This is a genomic window from Vibrio sp. 10N.286.48.C11 (genome assembly GCF_041469805.1).
Classification (GTDB): Bacteria; Pseudomonadota; Gammaproteobacteria; order Enterobacterales; family Vibrionaceae; genus Vibrio; species Vibrio crassostreae_C.
Genome location: NZ_JBFRLK010000049.1, coordinates 71,434 through 92,602 on the forward strand (window position 1 = coordinate 71,434; position 21,169 = coordinate 92,602).

Below are 21,169 nucleotides of genomic sequence, written 5' to 3' on the forward strand. Positions count from 1 at the left end.
ATTAAGCGATTGGCGATTACTGAGTTTTCTCAGCGATGAACTTTTCTACGCAAGCTTCAATTTCAGCAGCTGTTGGTAGAGATAGTGCTTCGTCAGCCATAGCTTTAACTTCAGCGAAGTTAGAGTTACGGATTACTTTCTTAACTTTAGGGATAGAGATACCGCTCATAGAGAACTCATCTAGACCCATACCAAGAAGAAGTAGCGTTGCACGCTCATCACCAGCAAGCTCACCACACATACCAGTCCACTTACCTTCAGCGTGTGATGCGTCGATCACTTGCTTGATTACTGTAAGAACAGCAGGAGATAGTGGGTTGTATAGGTGAGAAATCATTTCGTTACCACGGTCTACCGCAAGAGTGTATTGCGTTAGGTCGTTAGTACCGATAGAGAAGAAAGATACTTCTTTCGCTAGGTGGTGTGCGATTGCAGCAGCTGCTGGAGTCTCAACCATTACGCCGATTTCGATTTCTTCATCGAAAGCTAGGCCTTCAGCGCGAAGTTCAACTTTGTACTCTTCGATTGCTTTTTTCAGTTCACGGATCTCTTCAACAGAAATGATCATTGGGAACATGATACGTAGTTTACCGTGTGCAGATGCACGTAAGATGCCACGTAGTTGGTCACGTAGGATTTCACGACGATCCAAGCTGATACGTACTGCACGCCAGCCTAGGAACGGGTTCATCTCTTGTGGAAGGTCCATGTATGGTAGGTCTTTGTCGCCACCGATATCCATAGTACGGATAATCACTGACTCGCCTTCCATTGCTTCTGCTACTTCTTTGTAAGCAACGTATTGCTCTTCTTCAGTAGGAAGCGCGTCACGGTCCATAAATAGGAATTCAGTACGGTACAGACCAACGCCTTCACCGCCGTTACGCAGGATACCGTCACAGTCTTTTACTGTACCGATGTTGCCACAAACTTCTACACGGTGACCGTCTAGAGTTTCAGCGTGTAAATCTTTTAGTTTTGCTAGTTCAGCCGCTTCTGCTTCGAAATCTGCTTTGATTTTCTTAGCTTCTGCTAGTTCAGCTTCAGAAGGGTTGATGATGATCTTGTTGTTCATCGCGTCTAGCACAAGCATGTCGCCGTTCTTAACTTGCTTAGTGATATCGTTAGTACCAACGATAGCTGGAAGCTCAAGAGAACGTGCCATGATTGAAGTATGAGATGTACGACCGCCGATGTCACAAGCGAAACCAAGAACGTAGTCTAGGTTGATTTGTGCAGTTTCAGATGGCGTTAGGTCGTAAGCTACTAGGATAACTTCTTCACTGATGTCTGATAGAGATACAATGTTGATGCCTAGAGCATTTTTAACGAAACGAGTACCGATATCGCGGATATCAGTTGCACGTTCTTTTAGGTACTCATCATCAAGAGATTCAAGCGCACAAGCTTGCTCTTCGATCACAGTGTGGATCGCGTTGTCTGCGTGCATTTTTTCTTTCTTGATGAGTGCTAAAATCTCTTCTTCTAGCTCTTCATCTTCAAGCAGCATGATGTGGCCTTCAAAGATTGCTTCTTTTTCTTCGCCAAAAGTTTCAAGTGCTTTTTGCTTAACAACTTCAAGCTGTTGAGAAGATTTGTTACGAGCGTCAAAGAAACGCTGTACTTCTGCTTCAACTTGGTCGTCAGAGATAGATTGAGTGTTTAGGACAATTTCATCTTCTTGAAGTAGTAGTGCTTTACCGAAAGCAATACCGGGAGATGCTAGGATGCCTGAAATCATAGCCTTACCTTAGTTGTTCAACTGTAAACGGGAGAGTGTGTGACTTTAAGTCGTCGACTAATGTCGCGCTTATTCCTATCTATTTCGAACAAAGCCACTTTGCTATGCAAAATGGCTTTGAAAGAAGGAGACCGTATTAGTGTAGTTGATCCATAAGAGCAACTAGGTGGTCTACTGCTTGCTGAGCTTGAGGACCTTCAGCTGAAATAGTAACGTTAGTACCTTTTACTAGGCCTAAAGTTTGTAGTTTGAACAGGCTTTTCGCGCTAGCGCTTTTGCCGTTAGAAGTCACTGTGATGTCAGCGTCGAAAGATTTTGCTTCTTTAACGAACTGTGCAGCTGGACGAGTGTGAAGACCGTTTTCTGCTGTGATTTCTACTTGCTTCTCGTACATTTTATATACCCCAATTAATTTATTTTTTGTAAGTTTGTAACCAGATTAGCTTAACTGCTTTAGCCCAAATGCGCTAGAGGCTAGTACGCCATGTTCGTGTTAGAACTTAGACTGGTTATAAATTTTTATCCAGCCATGGTCGTCTTTTGCTGAGTACTCATGACTTTCAGAATTTGTTTATTGCTTCTTTTATTTTGAAGCGAAAAATAAAACAGACCCGATATTACCAAAGGTGGGGCAGGGATCAACAAAAAAGCCCCTAAACGGGGCTTTTTTGGACGAAAAATTGATTTGACCACATATTATTGTTGGTTCTCTTTTTCCGTAAAGATGCCAGCAAATAGGGCTGTGCTTAGGTAACGCTCACCAGAGCTTGGTAGTACAGTAACGATAGTTTTTCCTGCAAATTCAGGTAGTTCGGCGATTCTGTTTGCTGCTACAACTGCCGCGCCAGATGAGATGCCTGCAAGAATACCTTCTTCTTTCATTAGGCGTTGAGCCATCTCAATCGCTTCTTCAGAAGTTACCGATTCAACACGGTCAATAATCTCTAAATCTAGGTTTCCAGGGATGAAACCTGCACCGATACCTTGAATTTTGTGTGGAGCTGGTTTGATTTCTTCACCTGCAAGTGCCTGTGCAATCACTGGAGACTCTGCTGGTTCAACCGCTACTGAAGTGATCGCTTTGCCTTTTTCACCTTTAATGTAACGACTTGTACCTGTGATAGTACCGCCCGTACCAACACCCGCTACAAACACGTCGATTTCGCCGTCTGTTGCTTCCCAAATTTCAGGACCAGTCGTTTGCTCGTGAATTTGTGGGTTGGCTGGGTTGTTGAACTGTTGAAGTAGTAGGTACTTGTCTGGGTCTGAAGCAACAATCTCTTCTGCTTTAGCAATCGCACCGTTCATACCTTTTGGTGCTTCAGTCAGCACTAGGTTTGCGCCAAGCGCTTTAAGCAGCTTACGACGTTCTAGGCTCATTGATTCAGGCATAGTTAGCGTTAGTTTGTAACCGCGTGCTGCTGCTACGAATGCAAGTGCAACACCTGTGTTACCACTGGTAGGTTCAACAAGCTCGATACCTGGCTTAAGCGTACCCGCTTTTTCTGCTTCCCAGATCATGTTTGAACCGATACGACATTTAACACTGAAGCTTGGGTTACGAGCTTCGATCTTAGCTAGGACGTTACCTTTGCTTACTTTGTTAAGGCGGACTAGAGGTGTGTTACCAATCGTTAGGGTGTTGTCTTCGTAGATCTTGCTCATGCGATATTCCTTCATTTAATGACAGAACTAAACGTAGTATATCAATCACTTTACCGTCTAGTGTCTTACGATGTTTATTCAGCTTGAATTTAGATTAAACAAGTTGAAAAAAAGGTAAAAGGATTAAAAAGTTATATCATATAGATATGTAGCAGAATTCACGCCTATCTTTATTGAAATCAGAACTTCAAAAAGATAGGCGAAACTAGGAAGTATAGGCGGGGTAATAGACGAGAATTATAGACGAGAACGCAGAGCTTGGTCTTTAAACTCAGCAACCCACATTGCCGTCGCGCCGCAAACGGCAACGGGCATTACGATCAGGTTTAGAATTGGAATTGTGGTGAACACAGAAACAAGCGCGCCAAAGCTGTAGCTCTTGCCTTGTTTTTGTTTCAAATTGTTTCTCATGTCATCAAATTTGATTTTATGGTTATCGAACGGGTAGTCGGCGTATTGAATCGCTAACATCCATGCTGTGAAAATGAACCATAAAAACGGAGCAACGGTTTGCCCTAGTGCTGGAATTAACAAAAGTAGGAATAAACCGATCGCTTTTGGCAGAATGTAGACAAGCTTGCGCCATTCTCTCGCTAATATACGTGGGGTATCTTTGAGGACATCAAGTAAACCATCGTCATTAACTTTTTTACCGCTCAACAACTCTTCAACTTTTTCCGCGAGTAAACCGTTGAACGGTGCGGCAATGAAGTTAGCGAGCGTGCTAAAGAAATACGAGAATGTGGCCAAGACGGTTAACACAAGTAATGGCCATAAAATGTATGACAACCACGACAAGAAACTTGGCAATGCACCAATCCAACCTTCAATCCAAGTGTTTAGGTTGGAGAAGATATAAAACAAGGCACCACCAACGAGTAACACGTTCGCGATAAGTGGCATTAGTACAAACTTACGAATGCTCGGTGATAAAGCGATTTTTATTCCGAAAATAAAATAGCCAAAGCCGGAGCGGGGAACAGATTCAATAGTCATATTTAAATTAGGTCACATGTGAATTTGGTTAAATAGCAAACATGTCTAGTGTACTCGACCGAAATTAAGAAAAAAAGCGTGGTGAAAATCACACCATGTAAGGAACTAATTGTATTAAGTTGTTCTAAAACAGTGGCTACTTTTGATAGAGTAGTGAGATTAGCCAAATTAACCCAACTTAGTGACAGCGTGTTTATAGCTAGTTGACTAAGAAAGCTGAGAGCGAAAAATGCAGGAATTGCGATTTGTACTCATTATTGTTGGCGCATTAGCTATCGCCGCATTATTGTTCCATGGTCTATGGACGAGTAAAAAAGAAGGGAAAGCAAAGTTTGGAGATAAGCCGCTCGGTAAGCTTGATAACGACAGCTTAGATGAAGCAGAAACTATTCCAAACCGTTCATTCGCCCCAGAAGATGATTTTGAGATAATCCGAAAAGAACGTAAAGAGCCGGATTTTGCTGTTTCACCCTCTGATACTGATCCGCTGATCGACTCAGATCCGCTAACAGCGCCACAAGCGAAAGAAGCTTACGAAGATGATATCGAATTAAATGATCTTCCTTCTTTCAGCGTAGAAGACCCAATTAAGGTTGAAAGTGAACCTGAAGTGATTGAGGAAGAGAAGGACGTTGAGCCTGAAGTTCCAAGCTTTGAGTTGACTGACGAGCAAAAAGAAAACCATGCCGGCTTTAAAGTGCAGTACGGTTCGTTTGAAGAGCCTTCTGAAACAGTTGATGAGCCAGTCGTTCCAAACGAAACGCTTACTCAAAGAGAGCCCGTTGTTGCGAAAGAAGTCGTGACTCCACAAAGCGCGCCTGTTGAAGAAGCAAAACCAGATGAAGAACTTGGTTTAGAAGTGATCGTTCTTAATGTTCACTGTGCTGGAGAGATCCCATTCGTGGGCACTGAGCTTTTCCGCAGCATGGAAAACAACGGTCTAACTTATGGTGAGATGTCTATCTACCACTGCTTTGCACAATCTACAGACGCACCAAAGGTTATTTTCAGCGTAGCAAACATGATGCAGCCAGGAACACTAGAACACGATGATCCTGCTGACTTCACGACTAAAGGCATTTCGTTCTTTATGACGTTGCCTTGTTATGGTCAAGCTGATCAAAACTTCAATGTGATGCTGAGTGCGGCGCAGAAAATTGCCGACGATATGGGCGGAAACGTATTAGATGAGTCACGCAACTTAATGACACCAAACCGCTTATCTGACTACCGCAAGCAAATCAGAGACTTTATGACGGCATCGAATGCCTAGCCGTATTGTTTAGCCTTGTAAATAATCTATATTTATAGAAAAGGGCTCCTAAGGGAGCCCTTTTTGATATTTCAATCACGATAGAGAATGATATGAAAGAATCGATTCAAGTTACCTTAGAGCAGTTAAGAGAAACTCTGCATTATCACGCCGTTCGTTATTACGTAGAAGATAGCCCTGAGATCCCTGATGTCGAGTACGATCGATTAATGCAGCAATTGCTAAAGATCGAAGAAGAGAACCCAGAGCTAGTGACGGTAGATTCTCCGAGCCAACGCGTTGGTGGTCAGCCTCTCGATGGTTTCACTCAAGTGACTCATGAGATCCCAATGCTTTCTCTGGACAATGCTTTCTCTGATGAAGATTTGGATGCGTTCAATAAGCGAATGTCTGATAGAGCTCCAACCGCAAACCTCAAGACTTTCTGTTGTGAACCTAAGCTTGATGGCCTTGCAGTTAGCTTGCTCTATGTGAATGGTACTTTAGTTCAGGCTGCGACACGTGGTGACGGTGCGACGGGTGAAAACATCACTGAAAACGTGCGTACGATCAGCTCTATCCCACTTAAGTTACAAGGTGAAGGCTGGCCGCAGCGTATTGAAGTTCGTGGCGAAGTGTTTATGCCAAAAGCGGGTTTCGATAAGTTGAATGAGATGGCGTTGAAGAAAGGCGAGAAAGTATTTGTTAACCCACGTAATGCCGCCGCAGGTAGCCTGCGTCAGCTTGATTCTCGTATTACTGCGAAACGTCCGCTAGCTTTCTACGCATACAGTGTCGGTGTTGTACAAGGCGCTGAGCTATCAAATAGTCACTACCAACGCTTTTTACAGCTTAAAGGTTGGGGCTTACCTATGTGCCCCGAGACTAAGCAACTGAGCTCTCTCGAAGACGTGAAAGCCTATTACCAAGATATTATGACTCGTCGTGATGCTCTGGCTTACGAGATTGATGGCGTTGTTATCAAAGTCGACGATATCGCGGCTCAAGAAGTACTTGGCTTTGTTGCACGAGCGCCACGTTGGGCAATTGCTTATAAGTTCCCAGCTCAAGAAGAGATTACACTGCTCAATGACGTTGAATTTCAGGTGGGCCGTACTGGCGCTATTACGCCGGTTGCTAAACTTGAACCTATCTTCGTTGGTGGCGTGACAGTCAGCAATGCCACTTTACACAATGCCGATGAGATTGCGCGTTTAGGCGTGAAGGTAGGCGACAGCGTTATTATTCGCCGTGCAGGTGATGTTATTCCGCAAATTGTGGCTGTTGTACTAGATCGTCGCCCTGAAACGGCTAGAGACATTGTTTTCCCTGATGCTTGCCCTGTATGTAGCTCTACGGTTGAGCGTGTCGAGGGGGAAGCTGTAGCGCGTTGTACTGGCGGTCTAGTGTGTCAGGCACAGCGTAAAGAAGCGCTTAAGCACTTTGTGTCGAGAAAGGCGTTGGATGTCGATGGCCTTGGCGTAAAAGTGATAGAGCAGCTTGTGGACCGTGAAATGGTAGAAACGCCCGCTGACTTGTTCAAGCTTAGCGCGGGCGTAATTACAGTTCTTGATCGTATGGGGCCTAAATCGGCGCAAAATGTGGTGAGTGCGCTGAATAAAGCCAAAGACACAACGTTAGCACGTTTCCTCTATTCACTCGGTATTCGTGAAGTCGGTGAAGCGACGGCTATGAACTTAGCTCAACACTTCAAGACGTTGGAGTTGGTTCAAGCAGCAACCCATGAACAGTTAGTTGAAGTGTCAGATATTGGTGACATCGTAGCAAGTCACCTCACGAGCTTCTTCTCGCAGGAGAAAAACAGAGCTGTAGTCGAGCAGTTGCTAGAGCTTGGTGTTAACTGGCCTGCAATCGAAGCTGTTGCGGATGACCAAGATCTACCGTTAGAAGGTAAAGTGGTTGTGTTGACGGGTTCATTGTCGCAATTAGGTCGTAGTGAAGCGAAAGCCGCTTTGCAGGCTTTAGGTGCAAAAGTAACCGGTAGCGTGTCTAAGAAAACGGATATCTTATTCGCGGGTGAAGCCGCTGGTTCTAAACTGACTAAAGCACAAGATTTAGGTATCGAAATAAGAACAGAAGAAGATCTAATTGCACTTATTTCGTAAGTAAACCAAGGTAAAAAAAGCTCAAAAGCACTCCTTTAAAGGGAGTGCTTTTTTTGTGTCTGCTGCAAATTAGATGCCTTTTTAATTGTTGAGAATTTTGTACCTATACGAACTCTCAAAAAGGGACAGTGATGCCGCTCAACATTAATGAAATACCATTCTAGTTGTATCATAATTGCGAGTCATATCTATTTTTACAAAGTGATAATTACCTCAAGTTGTTGAATTTATTGGTATTGATTTTGTTTTGGTGAGGATTTTTCTATTTATCGATCTGGATCACTAAGTACCTATTAAATTTGCACCAACTCATATTTTTTTAGATGAAAATTAAGTTCTCATTGATCTTTTTGAGGGCGAAGTTAGTCTTAATGCCATGGATGCACATGATGTGTATAACCAGAAAGGAAATAGAGAATTCAGAGTTTAGGGTTCTCAAACAAGAAAAGGTATTTCTCTCTACGGCGGCCAACTTTAGGCGGGGAATATTCAAACAGCTATATCCATTTTTAGGAGTTTTATTCCATGGAAAACAAATTTTTTAAACGTACTCTACTAGGTGCAACGGTTGCACTTTTATCGACAGGCGTAATGGCGAAAGAAGTTGGTATCAACTCTGATTTCAACGTTGACGTATACGGTGTTGCAGCTATCTCTCTAGTTAACTACAACACAACAGATCAAGATGATGCGAGCAGTGGCTACGCTGTAGAGAATGAATCTCGTATCGGCTTCCGTGCTCATAAAGATATGTTTGATGACGTATTAATTACAATGCAGATTGAATCTGGCTACGTAGATAGCACAGACTGGGGTCATGGCGGCGTTTCAGGTGGTGTGCTTGGTTTCCGTGATACTTTCGTTGGCGCTTCTGGCTCTTGGGGTAATCTACGTGTGGGTCGTGTTCTTACGCCATTATACGAAATCGTCGATTGGCCATTCTCTAACCCTGGTCTAGGTTCTGTATTCGATTGGGGCGGTATCAACGGTCATTACGATCGTCAATCTAACCAAGTTCGTTACGATTCGCCAAAATTCGGTGGTTTCTCTTTTGCAGCTTCTGTTGGTCGTGATGATAACGACAATGGTGGTGGCGCGGCGACTCGTGATTCAGAATTCTTTGGCGCGAGCGCTAAGTACAGCTTTGAAAAAGTAACATTTATGGGTGGTGTTGAGTCTGGTACTCGTGTTGTTGGAGATACAGCAAAGTCTTGTGTATTTGACCCTGATGCACCAGGTACACCTGATTGTACAGCTGCAGTAGATGGTTATAAAGACGATACATTCGCTTATATTGTAGGCTTTGAAGCAAGCCTACCAGCAGGCTTTGGTATTGCAGCAGCATACAAAGGCGAAGAAATTGATAACGGTTCTCGCAAATATACTCAAGACTCATACTCTATTATTGGCCAATACTGGAATGGTCCATGGGGCTTTAAACTAGGCTACGCAGCGAATGATGATGCAGAGTTATCTGGAACAACTGCTTCAAATTCTTCTCTAAAAGCGAGCGCAACAGATAAGAGTGATACTATCTCTGGTCAACTTATGTACGTGGATAATGGCTTTGTACCTTATCTACGTGTAGCAAGCCGTAGCTTTACTGACAATGACCGCGGTGAGGTTTCATCAGATATCGTAACTCGCATTGGTCTTGAGTACGGTTTCTAAGTTAAAGTTATCTGCTTAAAACAGTTAAATTAAAATCAAAACGCTGGTAAATCTTTTTGCCAGCGTTTTTCCATAGTGAACATAAGGAATTAGTCATAATGAATAAAGTTAGTGTAGTTGTATTATCATTATTTTTGGGAGCTTGTAGTTCACTTGATTCACAAAGCAATTTTGCAGATTCAGTGGCGGATGTACAGCCCAAAGGTGGTTACATTAAAGTAACCGGTCAATCTTACGTAGCAGAAAATAGAGCAAATGTAGGCGCAGACATTCTCAAGTCGTCGCTTTACTTTACATACAATAAAGAAGTAACACCAAATACTGCCCCAGAATCTTCAATTACTATGGACGTGAGTTACTTCCAAAGTTACAAAGAGTACGAAACGGTTAGTTTTTTTGGTAAAACGATAGAATTAGAAGATAGACAAGTACCAAGAGAAAGCTGCAGCGAGCACTGTACTAAGACTCAATATATTAAGTTTCCATTAAGTGACGCTGATATTCAGCAAGCAAGACAAAAGAATTTAGAATTTACGCTTGAAGGCCAAAACTCAGTGATGAGTACAACTTTCATTTTGCCGAAAGCGTATATCGACACAATTTATAACGGTGCAAATAATCATACAGCTATCGCGGTTGCTCCAGTCGCGGCTGTTCCAGTAGCAGCAGTAGTTGCTGAAGAGCCAAAAGCATCACAAGCACAAGAGATGGTGAATTACTGGTATGGTGAAGCAACCAAAGAAGAGCAATCTGCAGTAACAGATTGGGCATTCAAGAACCGTAAGAACGCTAACCCAGCATTACTAGAAGGCTCAAAAGAGATCGAAATGGTTTCATACTGGTTCAATAAGCTAGACAGTGAAGAAAAATCTCAAACTATGATTTGGCTGTTAGAGCAAGAGTAGGCTTCTAACGTAAGTCTCTAGCTATGTTTTTCAACCGCAGTATTGTATAACAGCAGTACTGCGGTTTTTCATTTTAGGCTTACAGGTAAGATTGTGAATATTGGTGAAGTAGCGAAACGTGTTGGTACAACAGCGAAATCCATTCGTTTTTACGAAAGTAAAGGCATGATGAGCCCACCGCACCGATCAGAAAATGGTTACAGGCAATATGGCGAGATTCATATCGAACAGTTAGAGTTCGTTTTGAGAGCTAAAATGGTTGGTTTCACTCTCGATGAGTGTAAGTCACTGGTTGAGTTGGCAATGAATCCCAACAGACAAAGCTACGAAGTAAAGAAGAAGGCTACTCAGAAGTTAGATGAAATAGAGTTGAAGCTTGCGGAGTTAAACAAGATGAAGGTGCAGCTACAATCTTGGGTACATGACTGCCCTGGAGATACTTCAACGGAATGTCCTATCTTGAATAATCTATCTGGCCGCAGTTAGGTTATTCCAGTTCTAAATAATCGTCAGGCAGCAATTTCATTACTAGCCTGACTTTAATCACCTATCACAGCACCTTTCCGCCGTAATGTTTACAGATCAACAGTGGTACATGAGTGACTGCGTTACCATCTGAACACTTAACGATAGGCCCCATGTTTCCGTTACCAGGAGACTGACTGCTCGCTAGAGCGCTTCCAAATGACAAGCTGAAAATAGCCGTTAGAATTATTAAAAAATGTCTCATACAAACTCCATTAGGTTTATCTCTAATTGAGATAATTGAAAGTATGGACAAGGAAAAGAAAATTTCAAAAATTGGACGGACTTAACATTTTTAATAATTATAAATAAGCGAGAGTAAGGTTAACTATTCATATATATATTGGGTAAGAAATCTGGCTTTCTTATACCTTTTTAGCTCAATCAAACTTTTTAGCTTTACGAAATAAGAACTTATTTTTTTTTCAATTCAATCTATCGCAATGATAATTCGAATATTATTAAGGTTCAAAAATAGAAAAAGCCTGCATTTATTGAAAATGCAGGCTTCATATAGCTCTTGTTTATAAAGGTTCTATTATTAGAACGATTCCGTCTAAAGCGACAATCTTAATTTCGGTTCCAGATGGAATATCTTGACTGGCCTTTGCTGACCAAGAAGAGTCACCGAACTTAATTCGACAGCTACCTTTCTTTACGTCTTCACTTAAAATAACGGTTTGACCTACCAATTGCTTTTCTCTTTGGTTTAACTCTCGCCCTGCATCCGATTGCTTGTCATTCGAGAGTTGTCTTCTCCACCACAACCAAGTGGTAATAAGAGAGAAGCTAGCAAAGGACAGCCATTGCATCTGCCAACCAATTGGTAGAGCACCCAAAAGTGCACCGACCAGCATGGCAGATATGCCTATCCATAAAAAGTAACCAGCGGTTCCAATTAGCTCAAGCGCTAACAATGCTAGACCAAACGCTAACCAATGCCAGTGGTTTACTTGTTCTAGTAATTCGACCATAAGTTAGTCCTTACTACCTTTGTCATTCTTATGTGCAAACATCTCCGCGATACCCGCTACAGAACCCATAAGGCCAGTTGCTTCGAGTGGTAGCATGATGATCTTGCCGTTTTCAGCTTGGCCTATAGATTTCAATGCGTCGGTGTAACCTTGTGCAATGAAGTAATTGACCGCTTGCATGTCACCTTGCGCAATTGCCGTTGATACCATTTCTGTCGCTTTAGCTTCTGCTTCTGCGGCACGCTCACGGGCTTCTGCTTGCAATATTGCCGCTTGCTTCTCACCTTCTGCTTTCAGGATCTCTGATTGCTTGTGGCCTTCTGCTTTCAAGATCTCAGCTTGTCGTACACCTTCTGCTTCTAAGATATCAGCACGTTTATTACGCTCGGCTTTCATCTGGGCATTCATCGCAGCAGTAAGGTCTGCTGGTGGCTGTACGTCTTTAATTTCGATACGGGTGACTTTTACGCCCCAAGGGTTTGTCGCTTCATCAACGATGTTCAGTAGCTTGGTATTGATCATGTCACGCTGACTCAGCATCTCATCCAGTTCCATCGAGCCAAGCACAGTACGGATATTGGTGAGGGTTAAGTTACGGATCGCATGTTCAAGGTCATTCACTTCATAAGCTGCCTTAGGCGCGTCGATAACTTGAACAAAACAAACCGCATCGATAACCACATTTGCATTATCTTTGGAGATGACTTCTTGTGCTGGGATGTCGAGAACACGCTCCATCATGCTGATGCGCTGTCCAACTTTATCAATAAATGGAATGATTAAGTTAAGACCCGGTTTAAGGGTGTGTGTGTATCGCCCGAAGCGTTCAACGGTCCAGTTGTTGCCTTGTGGAACGGTTTTTACGCCAGCGAAGATAAATAACAGTGCGACGGCAGTAAAGACGCCGATAGTAATCAAGGTATCAATAGGCATACAAAATCCTTTGCAAGTTTGAGTTTTTGATAGTTCAGTATTGATACTGGCTCATATTTAAATTCTGAGCAAATTTATAAACGAGAAATGGGCCATAAATCATTGATTTTATGGCCCATTTGCATTCTATTATGCGATAAACTAATTGATTGAATTGTCAATTTTCGATGTTTAATCTACGGCTTTTTAGGTTTAACTAGTAAAGCAGAGAGTACAGTTGTCGACGGTACTTACTGGCAACTGGGTTACCTTGTCCAAGCGCACTCAAGATGTCCATGAACTCTTTCTTCATGTCACCATCGAGAGCATTAAGATCTTTGGCTAGGAAAGACCATAATAGATCCATAGCTTCTTCACTGCGGTTCACTTGGTGATATTGCAATGCTAATTCAGATGCTGTTTTAGCGTCGCTCGGATTTTGCTGAAGAGCGGCTTCTAATGCTTGTATTTCAGGGCTGTCTGCTGCTTGTTTATGAAGTTCAAGCTTTGCAACTAAGCCTTTGTAGTAGTTGTCTTGGTACTCAAGAGGGATAGTTGCTAGCTGAGTTTCAGCAAGGTCAAATTGTTGTGTTTCTAACAAACACTCTGCGATCGCCAGTTTTACTTCACCTTTATTCGTCAGCTCTGCTGGAAGTTGCTGCATTGCTGCTAGTGCCTGTGTGTGCTCGCCAGCTTGCATTTGCTCAAGAGCCTGACGCAAAGCAAGTTCATCTTGGCTAGGAAGGTGTTTGCTGAGCATATCGACAATAGCTTCTATGCTTTGAGGGCCACCGAGCCCATCGACTGGCTGACCATTAACAAACAGTGCAATAGTGGGCAGTGCTTGAACACCAAACTGGCTAGCAATAGCTTGATCTTGTTCGCAATTGAGCAGGGCTAAGGTGAAGGCACCGTTGTATTGCTGAGTTAAAGTTTGCAGTTCAGGAATGACTTGGGCGCTCTCTTGGCTCATTGGTGCCCAAAAATGGATGAGTACAGGGGTCTGCATCGAACCTTCTAATACTTGACGAAAGTTCTGCTCATTAAGTTCAACAATATGCGGAGATTGCATTTACGTTCCTTGAGGTTTGTTTTGTGGATACGTTGCAAATATGGGGGGGTTAGTCGGTAACTTCAAGATCTAACTCGGTTATCTCGGATAAAAAGAACCAAAAATAGAAAAACGCTATGCTTCGATGTTGATAGAGTTGTTATCTCAACATGGAAGGCATAGCGTTATCATCGAGGTAGTCAGTGAGGCGTTGCGTGAGATACTCAAAACAGTATAAACAGCGTAATTGCCAGACCCACACCTACCCAATTAAGTCGGTTTAAAGTCATGAGATTTCCAGAGTAGAACCATCAATTGGGAATAACTGATGGGATAGGATAAGCATGACATCTTAATGTTACGGAAAAATTACATCGTTACATTAAAGTTTGCAACTCTGCATTCAAAGTTAGTATTTTATGCAGCTTTTCTCAAAATAGGGTCTAGCAAGCGACTCGGTAGGATCCTTTTCAATACCGCGAACACTTTAGTTGGGGTCGTAACTCGGTATCTTAGCTTGGGTTTGTCGGCGGTGAGAGCATGGAATATTGGCTCAATACAACTTTCTGGAGGCAGAACAAAAGCGTTATTCGATGATTCTTTTTCGAGTCGGTCTTTTTGTTGTTGGTAAGCGTCTTGGTGAGCGCTGCCAGAAATGTTGATCCATTTATTGAACGCTTTCAGGGCATTGGTTCTAAATTGAGTCTCAATTGGCCCAGGTTGCAGTAATGAGATCTGTATACCACTGCCATGCAGTTCTAATCGTAAGGTATCCGTCCAACCCTCAATCGCGAATTTAGAAGCATTATAAGCACCACGATACTTCATGGCTGCAAAACCTAATACGGAACTGTTTTGTACGATCCGACCTTCTCCACGCTCGCGCATGTGTGGAAGGATCTGACAGACGAGATGATGCCAACCAAAGAAGTTGGTTTCGAATTGTTCTCTGAGTCCTTGGGTTGGTAAGTCCTCTAGCGCACCTGCTTGACCGTAAGCACCGTTATTGAATAATCCATACAATCCATTAGGTGCGAGATCAATAGCAAGCTTGGCGCCATGCTCAATACTTTCTTGGTTGGAAAGATCTAATTGAATACAGGTGAGGCCTTCATCTTGAAGGCGTTGAACATCTTGTGGATCACGACAAGATGCAATGACATGAAAACCACGCTTTTGAAGTGCATGAGCACATGTATAGCCAATACCTGTTGAGCAACCGGTAATCAGAATCGACTTGTTCACACTTAATCCTTTATTAGAGTCTCTATCGCTCTAGGGTAAAGAATTAGTCTTGATGTTGTAACAAGTTTTTTAGTGCTGGCTCGATTCTTGAGTAACTAAAGATGAATCCCATCTCAGTGAGTTTCTTCGGCTTGGAGCGAATGCTGTCAAATAGCAAACAAGATGATTCCCCCATGAGAATCGACATTGCCCATTTCGGCGTGAATAAGAAATGCGGTCGGCCTAATTGTTTCGCTAACGTGCTGCTGAACAGTTTGTTGGTCACAGGGTGAGGGGCACACATATTGAATTCCCCTTGAGCGTGGGGGAGTGACAACAAGTGATTGATGGCTCTCACCATATCGAGAATGTGAATCCATGGCATGTACTGCTCACCTGAACCTATTGGACCACCGACGCCGAGTTTATAAGGCAATAGCATCTTCTTGAGTGCGCCGCCATTCTCGCCAAGTACAACCCCTGTTCGCAGTAGTATCACGCGTGTGCTTTCTGATTGTGCTCTCTTGGCTATCTCTTCCCAGTGGGCACAGACTTTATGAGGAAAGCTTTCATCTTCTACTTGCAGTGACTCGTCAAACGGGTGCTGCTGTTGATCGCCATAGTAACCCACGGCTGAACCGCTAATAAAAGCGTGTGGCGGGTTGCTACTGGCATGAATTAATTCGACCAGCTTTTCAGTGATGTGCCAGCGGCTGTTACAGATCCTCTCTTTTTGTTCTGTACTCCAACGCTTATCGGCAATCGGCTCACCCGCGAGGTTGACCACCACATCAAAGTCATTGAGATCACTGAGCTCATCAAGGGATTGAATGTAATGAAGGTTGTTCTGGTTGAGGTGATTTAGGTTTTGCTTCGCATTTTCAGGACTCCGCGTCAGCAATGTCACGTCGTCAGTGTTCCAACTCTTGACCAATTCAGAGCCAATAAATCCAGTACCACCCGTTAACAATATCTTCATACCAATCTCCCTATTAAACATAATTATAGACATGGCTTGTTTTTAGTCGCCAATCAATACGAAAAAATCACTATAACGATCATAAGGTTTCAATCGTGTGATGCCCAAATTACGCCTTTTTCAATTTACAAAGGAGTGAAATTAAATTCATCAAGTCAGGATGTGTACCGTCATCACACTTATGCACTTTACTCGGATATGTTACCAACTGCGTAATATTTGTCACATAAGCAATGATAAGGATTTGCCATGATTATTATTAATTCATAATCAGCGACAAGGAATTGCGATGACGGCGGTGCTTGCTTTGTTTCGATCCATGTTAGGTAGCCTGAGGGATCTATTGCCAATCGTGGCGGTAATCGCTTTCTTCCAGCTTGCTGTCTTACAAGAGCCACTTCCTCATCTTTTATCTATTCTGACTGGCTTAGTGCTCGTCGTTTTTGGACTCACTTTCTTTATCTTTGGCCTTGAAATGGGGTTGTTTCCAATTGGCGAATCGATGGCTCAAGCATTTGCCAGAAAGGGGAGTGTGTTCTGGTTATTGATCTTCGCTTTTTGTTTGGGTTTTGGTACCACCATAGCCGAGCCAGCGTTAACCGCAGTCGCTGCCGAAGCCGCAGAAGTGGCAGCTGAGGGAGGTGTAATCCCCAATACGTTAGATGAAATGGAGCAGTATGCCAATGGCCTGCGCTTTACTGTGGCACTGTCAGTCGGTATCGCTATTTTACTCGGTGTGCTGAGAATCTTAAAAGGTTGGCCAATCCAGTACATGATCATCGGTGGATATATTGGAGTGGTCGTGCTCACTGCATTTGCTCCGGAAAACATCATTGGAATTGCGTATGACTCTGGTGGAGTAACGACATCGACGATCACCGTCCCATTAGTAACTGCGTTAGGGGTGGGTTTAGCCTCGGCAATTAAAGGGCGTAATCCGATGATAGATGGTTTTGGGTTGATCGCGTTTGCTTCGTTGCTGCCGATGATGTTTGTCATGGTGTACGGGATGGTGGTGACATGATCAGTGTTCAACAATTTATCGACACCTTTCTCGGCACTGTGATGGATGTGATCCCGATTGCGATCATCATCTTCGGTTTTCAGTTGGCGGTATTACGAAAGCCAGTCAATAACCTAGCCAAAGTGCTGATCGGTTTCTTCTACGTCATTCTTGGCTTATCACTCTTTTTGATGGGATTGGAACTCGCGTTATTCCCTCTAGGGGAGACGATGGCAATGCAACTCACCGAGCCGAGTTTTTTGACTGAGTTTAAGATCAGTTCTGGTCTTGCTTTGGCTTGGTTTGATTATTACTGGGTCTATCTTTTCGCGTTTTGTATTGGTTTCAGCACCACGATAGCCGAGCCCTCTTTGATTGCTGTAGCGATTAAGGCGAACCAAGTTTCCGGTGGCAGTATCAGCGTCAATGGGCTGAGGATCGCCGTGGCATTGGGCGTTGCTATCGGTATCTCACTGGGCAGCTACCGTATCGTTGCGGGTGACCCGATCCACTACTACATCATTTTTGGTTATGTCGTCGTGGTCATTCAAACCTTTTACGCCCCAAAACTCATTATTCCATTGGCCTACGATTCGGGTGGCGTCACTACATCAACGGTGACAGTCCCTTTAGTGACGGCGCTCGGGCTTGGACTCGCTTCAACCGTACCAGGAAGAAACCCTGTTATTGATGGCTTTGGGTTGATCGCCTTTGCCAGCTTATTTCCCATCATTTCAGTGATGGGCTATGCCCAAATAACACAATGGTTAAACCGTTTACACACCTCTAAGGAGAGCAAAGATGCGCTTTAAACTTATCTTAGCGTTTGTAGAAGAGAGCAAGACCGACACTGTGCTCGATGCCGCGCGTGATGCGGGCGCGACTGGAGCAACGGTGATTAACAACGCCAGAGGGCAAGGCTTAAACCAAAAAACCACCTTCTTTGGCCTAACGCTAGAGGTACAAAAAGATGTGTTGCTGTTTGTGGTTGAGGAACACTTAGCGAGGCATATTCTTGAAACTATTGGCGAAGTCGGTGAGTTTGACCAGGAGTCAGGACAAGGTATAGCGGTGCAGATCGATATCGAAGACGCAGTCGGGGTTGCGCATCAAGTCGAGACGTTAACAAAGGTTGTGGAGGATGAGCTATGAGTACCAGTGAAAAGATCCGAGTAGGCGATGTCATGGCCAATACGTATGTGATTATCGATGGGCTAACCACGGTGTTAGAAGCGATAGAGATGGCTAAAAAGCACAAAGTGAAGGCAATCATTGTCGATAAACGCCACGAAGATGACGAATACGGCATCGTATTGATGAATGACATTGCCAAGAAAGTACTGGCTAAGAACCGATCTCCAAAGCGAACCAATGTTTATGAGATCATGACCAAGCCAGCGCTAAGCGTGTCTGCTGAGATGAACGTAAAGTATTGCGCTCGCCTGTTTGAACGCTTTGGTATCAGTCGTGCGCCAGTAGTTCGTGATAACAAGATAGTCGGTATGGTTAGTTACAATAATATCGTGATCAATGGTATGGCGAGAGATGACGTGTAGCATTTAGATACGTACAATAGGCTCATAAATTTTATGGAGAAGTACGTGTGAAATTATTTTTTGCTTCAGACCTACACGGTTCGCTGCCAGCAACAGAAAAGGTATTAGAACTCTACCAAGCATCTGGTGCGCAATATTTAGTTCTATTGGGTGACATTCTGAATCATGGACCAAGAAATCCGATTCCAGAAGGATACAGCCCGCCGGCGGTTGCAGATAAGTTGAATGCGTTTTCTCAAGAGATCATTGCCGTTCGTGGTAACTGCGATAGCGAAGTGGATCAGATGTTGTTGTCTTTTCCAATGATGATGGATTACTCGTGGGTGCTATTAGAATCAGGCCAGCGTATCTTCCTAACGCATGGCCATTTGTACAACACCAATAAACGCCCTGCGTTGAAGGCGGGCGATATCATTGCACACGGTCATACCCATATTCCTGTCGCCGAATACCAAGATGACATCTTTATCTTTAACCCTAGCTCGGTGACATTCCCACGAGAGGGACACGCGGCAAGCTATGGCATCTATGAAAACAATACCTTCAAAGTCATTAGCCTTGAAGGTGATGTTCTCGTGAGTGGTCAGCTTTAAATCATTGGATCGGCTGTGAAAGGCTTATTTTGAGTCCACGTGGCCGAGATCTCTGTCTGGAGCAATGATGTTTCGTACTCTTTGCTTCAGAACTTTCGCCTCTGGAAAACCGTCATCTGCTTTTCTTTCCCAAATCTGCACACCATTACAAAAGATTTCGAACCTGCCTCCTGTGTCTGGGTGTAAGCTCACTTGTTCAATTTCTTCGCTGAAGGTATGCAGTAGCTCTTGGCATAACCAACTAGAGCGAAGCATCCAATTGCATTGACGGCAATAGTGTATCGCGATTGTGGCTTTTGTTGCTGTCTCTTTCGCTGGCGCCAGATTAGGTTGTTCCGTTTTCATGGTTAATCCTTAAAATGCTACATCCGTAATTTGATACCAACGGCTAACAAAAAAGGGGCTTCATGCCCCTTTTTTCTATTGGTTTACCGTTTCATGGTATTCAGCTATTCATAAACAGTAAATAGCGATCCAATCTTAGTTTGAAAACAATACGGTAGAACCATGATTTAAGCTAGTCAGTAGCAGTGCCTTCGGGTTAACAATATCTATGCGGCGGCTTTGCTCTGCGTCCATCTTAATGACTTGAGTGATCAGCTCTAGCTGTTCTTCTGAAAAGTCTTGGCGCTGAGCCGAGGTCACATCTTTAAACTCCGTTGGCGAAACCAGTAAGTAGTTATCGTTAATATCCCACTGACCCGTTTCAGAGATGTTGATGACATTCGCAGGCTCAGTTTGATTACCGTAAAGTCTAACCACTGACATTCTTAAATATGTACCATTTGGTAGGTATTTCGCATTCGATGATAGTTCAACTCTACGAAGTGGGCCGATTGAGTCAGCTTGCTTGTTATCGCTAATCAGCGTCACCATTCTCGACTGCCATTCATGCTGAGTGAGCAAGCGCTCTACTTTTGCATTGCTGCTCCAATATAGCCAACCACTCAAAAATGCCGATAGAACCAGTAAGATAATCGATACTTTTAATTTCATGTTACTTACCACCGTTACAAATGTCGTTTACATCCGACTGGTTTGCGTAAATTCTTAGGGTTACATTTTCGCTCGAGTAATCTTGCGGGTGAATGTAATTGAGGGCAAGGTTATTGGTTTGTCCTCCTGTAGCGATCACTTCAGCCGGCTTTAACACACCAGTGTGACTCGTGTTGTAACTTAATACACACTTTTCTATTGCTGGCAGCCAACTGCTGAGGTCTGGGTGGTTAACCGGTGATTGAACCTTTACACCATCCACTTCAGTCAAAACCGTGAACTCGGACTCCACCGGGGTAGTAAACGTTAAAACGAGAATCGGCATGATGAAAGCGGCAAGCAGTAACCAAAATGTTAACCATTTATTGGTGCTTTTAGCCGGAGCTACAACAGGAGCGGTTGCTGGTTCTACTGCCACTTTAGTTTGTTGAACTTTTGTAATTGGCTCAGGTTCAAATGTGTCAGTGATTGCTTGTTCAGTCGCTGCAGGCGTTGCAAACGTTAGGATAGGTTCAACGTCATTTTCTGCAATTTCAGCGGCTACTGGCTGATCATTTGATGACAGTGGCGCAGAGCGCTCAACGGTCGCAATAAATTGGTAACCGCGCTTCGGTACTGTCTTTACGAATTCAGGAGATTTAGTCGAGTCTTTGAGCATCTTTCTCAGAGTCGATACGGCTTGCGTTAAGCTTGAGTCATCCACCTCAAAGCCTTGGTCTCGCCAAACATACTCATGCAATTCATTACGAGTGATAACTTCATTAGGCCTTTCTGACAGCATCAAGAGAATACGGCTTTCATTGCTACCAAGACGTACGACTTCACCGTCGCTCATTTGATCGACAAGTGAATTGCTGTTTGGGTCGAATACGAACCGTTGTGCGAGAATAAACTTTGTGCCGATATTACTCATTGAATTCTTCTATTTTGGATTGTTTTGGGGGGCGAAATAGACAAATCTCAGGTGAAGTTCCGTTAATTCTTCACCAAATCATGGCTT

General features: G+C 43.5%; 24 protein-coding genes. 11 read left to right on the forward strand and 13 right to left on the reverse strand.

Features of this window, described 5'->3' with window-relative positions:
• Positions 1 to 16: 16 nt before the first annotated feature.
• The 4 genes from ptsI to cysZ all read right to left on the reverse strand — a co-directional run bounded on the left by ptsI (position 17) and on the right by cysZ (position 4,402).
• On the reverse strand, positions 17 to 1,741 hold the full coding sequence (gene ptsI / locus AB4209_RS14125; protein ID WP_017063391.1) for a phosphoenolpyruvate-protein phosphotransferase PtsI: 1,725 nt from the start codon (positions 1,739 to 1,741) through the stop codon (positions 17 to 19).
• Between the two features lie 136 nt (positions 1,742 to 1,877).
• Complete coding sequence (locus AB4209_RS14130; RefSeq protein ID WP_004734263.1) at positions 1,878 to 2,135, reverse strand: HPr family phosphocarrier protein; 258 nt, start codon at positions 2,133 to 2,135, stop codon at positions 1,878 to 1,880.
• A gap of 302 nt (positions 2,136 to 2,437) precedes the next feature.
• Positions 2,438 to 3,406: a cysteine synthase A gene (gene cysK / locus AB4209_RS14135; protein WP_017061934.1), complete on the reverse strand. Its 969-nt coding sequence runs from the start codon at positions 3,404 to 3,406 to the stop codon at positions 2,438 to 2,440.
• Between the two features lie 237 nt (positions 3,407 to 3,643).
• A complete protein-coding gene (cysZ, locus tag AB4209_RS14140) occupies positions 3,644 to 4,402 on the reverse strand; it encodes a sulfate transporter CysZ (RefSeq protein ID WP_029235129.1) in 759 nt (252 codons plus the stop codon).
• Between the two features lie 229 nt (positions 4,403 to 4,631).
• Here cysZ and zipA point away from each other — a divergent pair, with 229 nt between their 5' ends.
• The 6 genes from zipA (at position 4,632) to cueR (ending at position 10,842) form a co-directional block, all read left to right on the forward strand.
• Positions 4,632 to 5,675 carry a cell division protein ZipA gene (gene zipA / locus AB4209_RS14145; RefSeq protein WP_372056248.1) on the forward strand — a complete coding sequence of 348 codons (1,044 nt, stop codon included), beginning with the start codon at positions 4,632 to 4,634 and terminating at the stop codon, positions 5,673 to 5,675.
• Between the two features lie 92 nt (positions 5,676 to 5,767).
• Positions 5,768 to 7,780 carry an NAD-dependent DNA ligase LigA gene (gene ligA, locus AB4209_RS14150; RefSeq protein WP_372056250.1) on the forward strand — a complete coding sequence of 671 codons (2,013 nt, stop codon included), beginning with the start codon at positions 5,768 to 5,770 and terminating at the stop codon, positions 7,778 to 7,780.
• A gap of 389 nt (positions 7,781 to 8,169) precedes the next feature.
• Entirely contained in the window at positions 8,170 to 8,325 is a 156-nt protein-coding gene (locus AB4209_RS14155) for a hypothetical protein (protein WP_004734257.1), read from the forward strand.
• A complete protein-coding gene (locus tag AB4209_RS14160; RefSeq protein WP_136973710.1) occupies positions 8,306 to 9,451 on the forward strand; it encodes a porin in 1,146 nt (381 codons plus the stop codon). The genes AB4209_RS14155 and AB4209_RS14160 overlap by 20 nt, the downstream gene beginning before the upstream one ends.
• A 98-nt stretch (positions 9,452 to 9,549) precedes the next feature.
• Complete coding sequence (locus AB4209_RS14165; protein ID WP_372056252.1) at positions 9,550 to 10,356, forward strand: DUF2057 domain-containing protein; 807 nt, start codon at positions 9,550 to 9,552, stop codon at positions 10,354 to 10,356.
• Between the two features lie 93 nt (positions 10,357 to 10,449).
• Positions 10,450 to 10,842 (forward strand): Cu(I)-responsive transcriptional regulator, encoded by a 393-nt coding sequence (gene cueR, locus AB4209_RS14170; protein ID WP_017061928.1) that lies wholly within the window; start codon positions 10,450 to 10,452, stop codon positions 10,840 to 10,842.
• Between the two features lie 64 nt (positions 10,843 to 10,906).
• On the opposite strand, the gene AB4209_RS14175 is transcribed toward cueR, so the two are convergent.
• The 6 genes from AB4209_RS14175 to AB4209_RS14200 form a co-directional block, all read right to left on the reverse strand.
• Positions 10,907 to 11,086, reverse strand: coding sequence for a hypothetical protein (locus tag AB4209_RS14175; RefSeq protein WP_017061927.1), 180 nt, complete (start codon positions 11,084 to 11,086; stop codon positions 10,907 to 10,909).
• A gap of 319 nt (positions 11,087 to 11,405) precedes the next feature.
• The gene (locus AB4209_RS14180) at positions 11,406 to 11,855 is read right to left on the reverse strand and encodes an NfeD family protein (protein WP_017061926.1); all 450 of its coding nucleotides are present in this window, start codon (positions 11,853 to 11,855) and stop codon (positions 11,406 to 11,408) included.
• Between the two features lie 3 nt (positions 11,856 to 11,858).
• Positions 11,859 to 12,788: an SPFH domain-containing protein gene (locus tag AB4209_RS14185; protein WP_017063395.1), complete on the reverse strand. Its 930-nt coding sequence runs from the start codon at positions 12,786 to 12,788 to the stop codon at positions 11,859 to 11,861.
• A 196-nt stretch (positions 12,789 to 12,984) separates the two neighbouring features.
• Positions 12,985 to 13,839, reverse strand: coding sequence for a co-chaperone YbbN (locus tag AB4209_RS14190; protein WP_372056254.1), 855 nt, complete (start codon positions 13,837 to 13,839; stop codon positions 12,985 to 12,987).
• 396 nt (positions 13,840 to 14,235) lie between these two features.
• Positions 14,236 to 15,063: an SDR family oxidoreductase gene (locus AB4209_RS14195; protein WP_372056256.1), complete on the reverse strand. Its 828-nt coding sequence runs from the start codon at positions 15,061 to 15,063 to the stop codon at positions 14,236 to 14,238.
• Between the two features lie 43 nt (positions 15,064 to 15,106).
• Positions 15,107 to 16,021 carry a TIGR01777 family oxidoreductase gene (locus AB4209_RS14200; RefSeq protein ID WP_372056258.1) on the reverse strand — a complete coding sequence of 305 codons (915 nt, stop codon included), beginning with the start codon at positions 16,019 to 16,021 and terminating at the stop codon, positions 15,107 to 15,109.
• Between the two features lie 289 nt (positions 16,022 to 16,310).
• On the opposite strand from AB4209_RS14200, the gene AB4209_RS14205 reads away from it, so the two are divergent.
• The 5 genes from AB4209_RS14205 to yfcE are packed head-to-tail and all read left to right on the forward strand — an operon-like array spanning position 16,311 to position 19,173.
• Positions 16,311 to 17,045: a DUF1538 domain-containing protein gene (locus tag AB4209_RS14205; protein WP_017072437.1), complete on the forward strand. Its 735-nt coding sequence runs from the start codon at positions 16,311 to 16,313 to the stop codon at positions 17,043 to 17,045.
• The gene (locus AB4209_RS14210) at positions 17,042 to 17,836 is read left to right on the forward strand and encodes a DUF1538 domain-containing protein (protein ID WP_017062208.1); all 795 of its coding nucleotides are present in this window, start codon (positions 17,042 to 17,044) and stop codon (positions 17,834 to 17,836) included. Before AB4209_RS14205 ends, AB4209_RS14210 begins: the two co-directional genes overlap by 4 nt.
• Positions 17,826 to 18,176 (forward strand): P-II family nitrogen regulator, encoded by a 351-nt coding sequence (locus tag AB4209_RS14215; protein WP_017062207.1) that lies wholly within the window; start codon positions 17,826 to 17,828, stop codon positions 18,174 to 18,176. Before AB4209_RS14210 ends, AB4209_RS14215 begins: the two co-directional genes overlap by 11 nt.
• Complete coding sequence (locus AB4209_RS14220) at positions 18,173 to 18,580, forward strand: CBS domain-containing protein (RefSeq protein ID WP_017062206.1); 408 nt, start codon at positions 18,173 to 18,175, stop codon at positions 18,578 to 18,580. Before AB4209_RS14215 ends, AB4209_RS14220 begins: the two co-directional genes overlap by 4 nt.
• Positions 18,581 to 18,627: 47 nt before the next feature.
• Positions 18,628 to 19,173, forward strand: coding sequence for a phosphodiesterase (yfcE, locus tag AB4209_RS14225; protein WP_372056260.1), 546 nt, complete (start codon positions 18,628 to 18,630; stop codon positions 19,171 to 19,173).
• 24 nt (positions 19,174 to 19,197) lie between these two features.
• Here yfcE and AB4209_RS14230 read toward each other — a convergent pair whose 3' ends face one another.
• From AB4209_RS14230 to AB4209_RS14240, 3 genes are all read right to left on the reverse strand, one after another.
• Positions 19,198 to 19,518: a SelT/SelW/SelH family protein gene (locus AB4209_RS14230; protein ID WP_017062204.1), complete on the reverse strand. Its 321-nt coding sequence runs from the start codon at positions 19,516 to 19,518 to the stop codon at positions 19,198 to 19,200.
• Positions 19,519 to 19,653: 135 nt separating this feature from the next.
• A complete protein-coding gene (locus tag AB4209_RS14235; RefSeq protein ID WP_017063402.1) occupies positions 19,654 to 20,169 on the reverse strand; it encodes a regulatory protein ToxS in 516 nt (171 codons plus the stop codon).
• Position 20,170: 1 nt separating this feature from the next.
• Complete coding sequence (locus AB4209_RS14240) at positions 20,171 to 21,082, reverse strand: transcriptional regulator (RefSeq protein WP_017063403.1); 912 nt, start codon at positions 21,080 to 21,082, stop codon at positions 20,171 to 20,173.
• Positions 21,083 to 21,169: the final 87 nt, after the last annotated feature.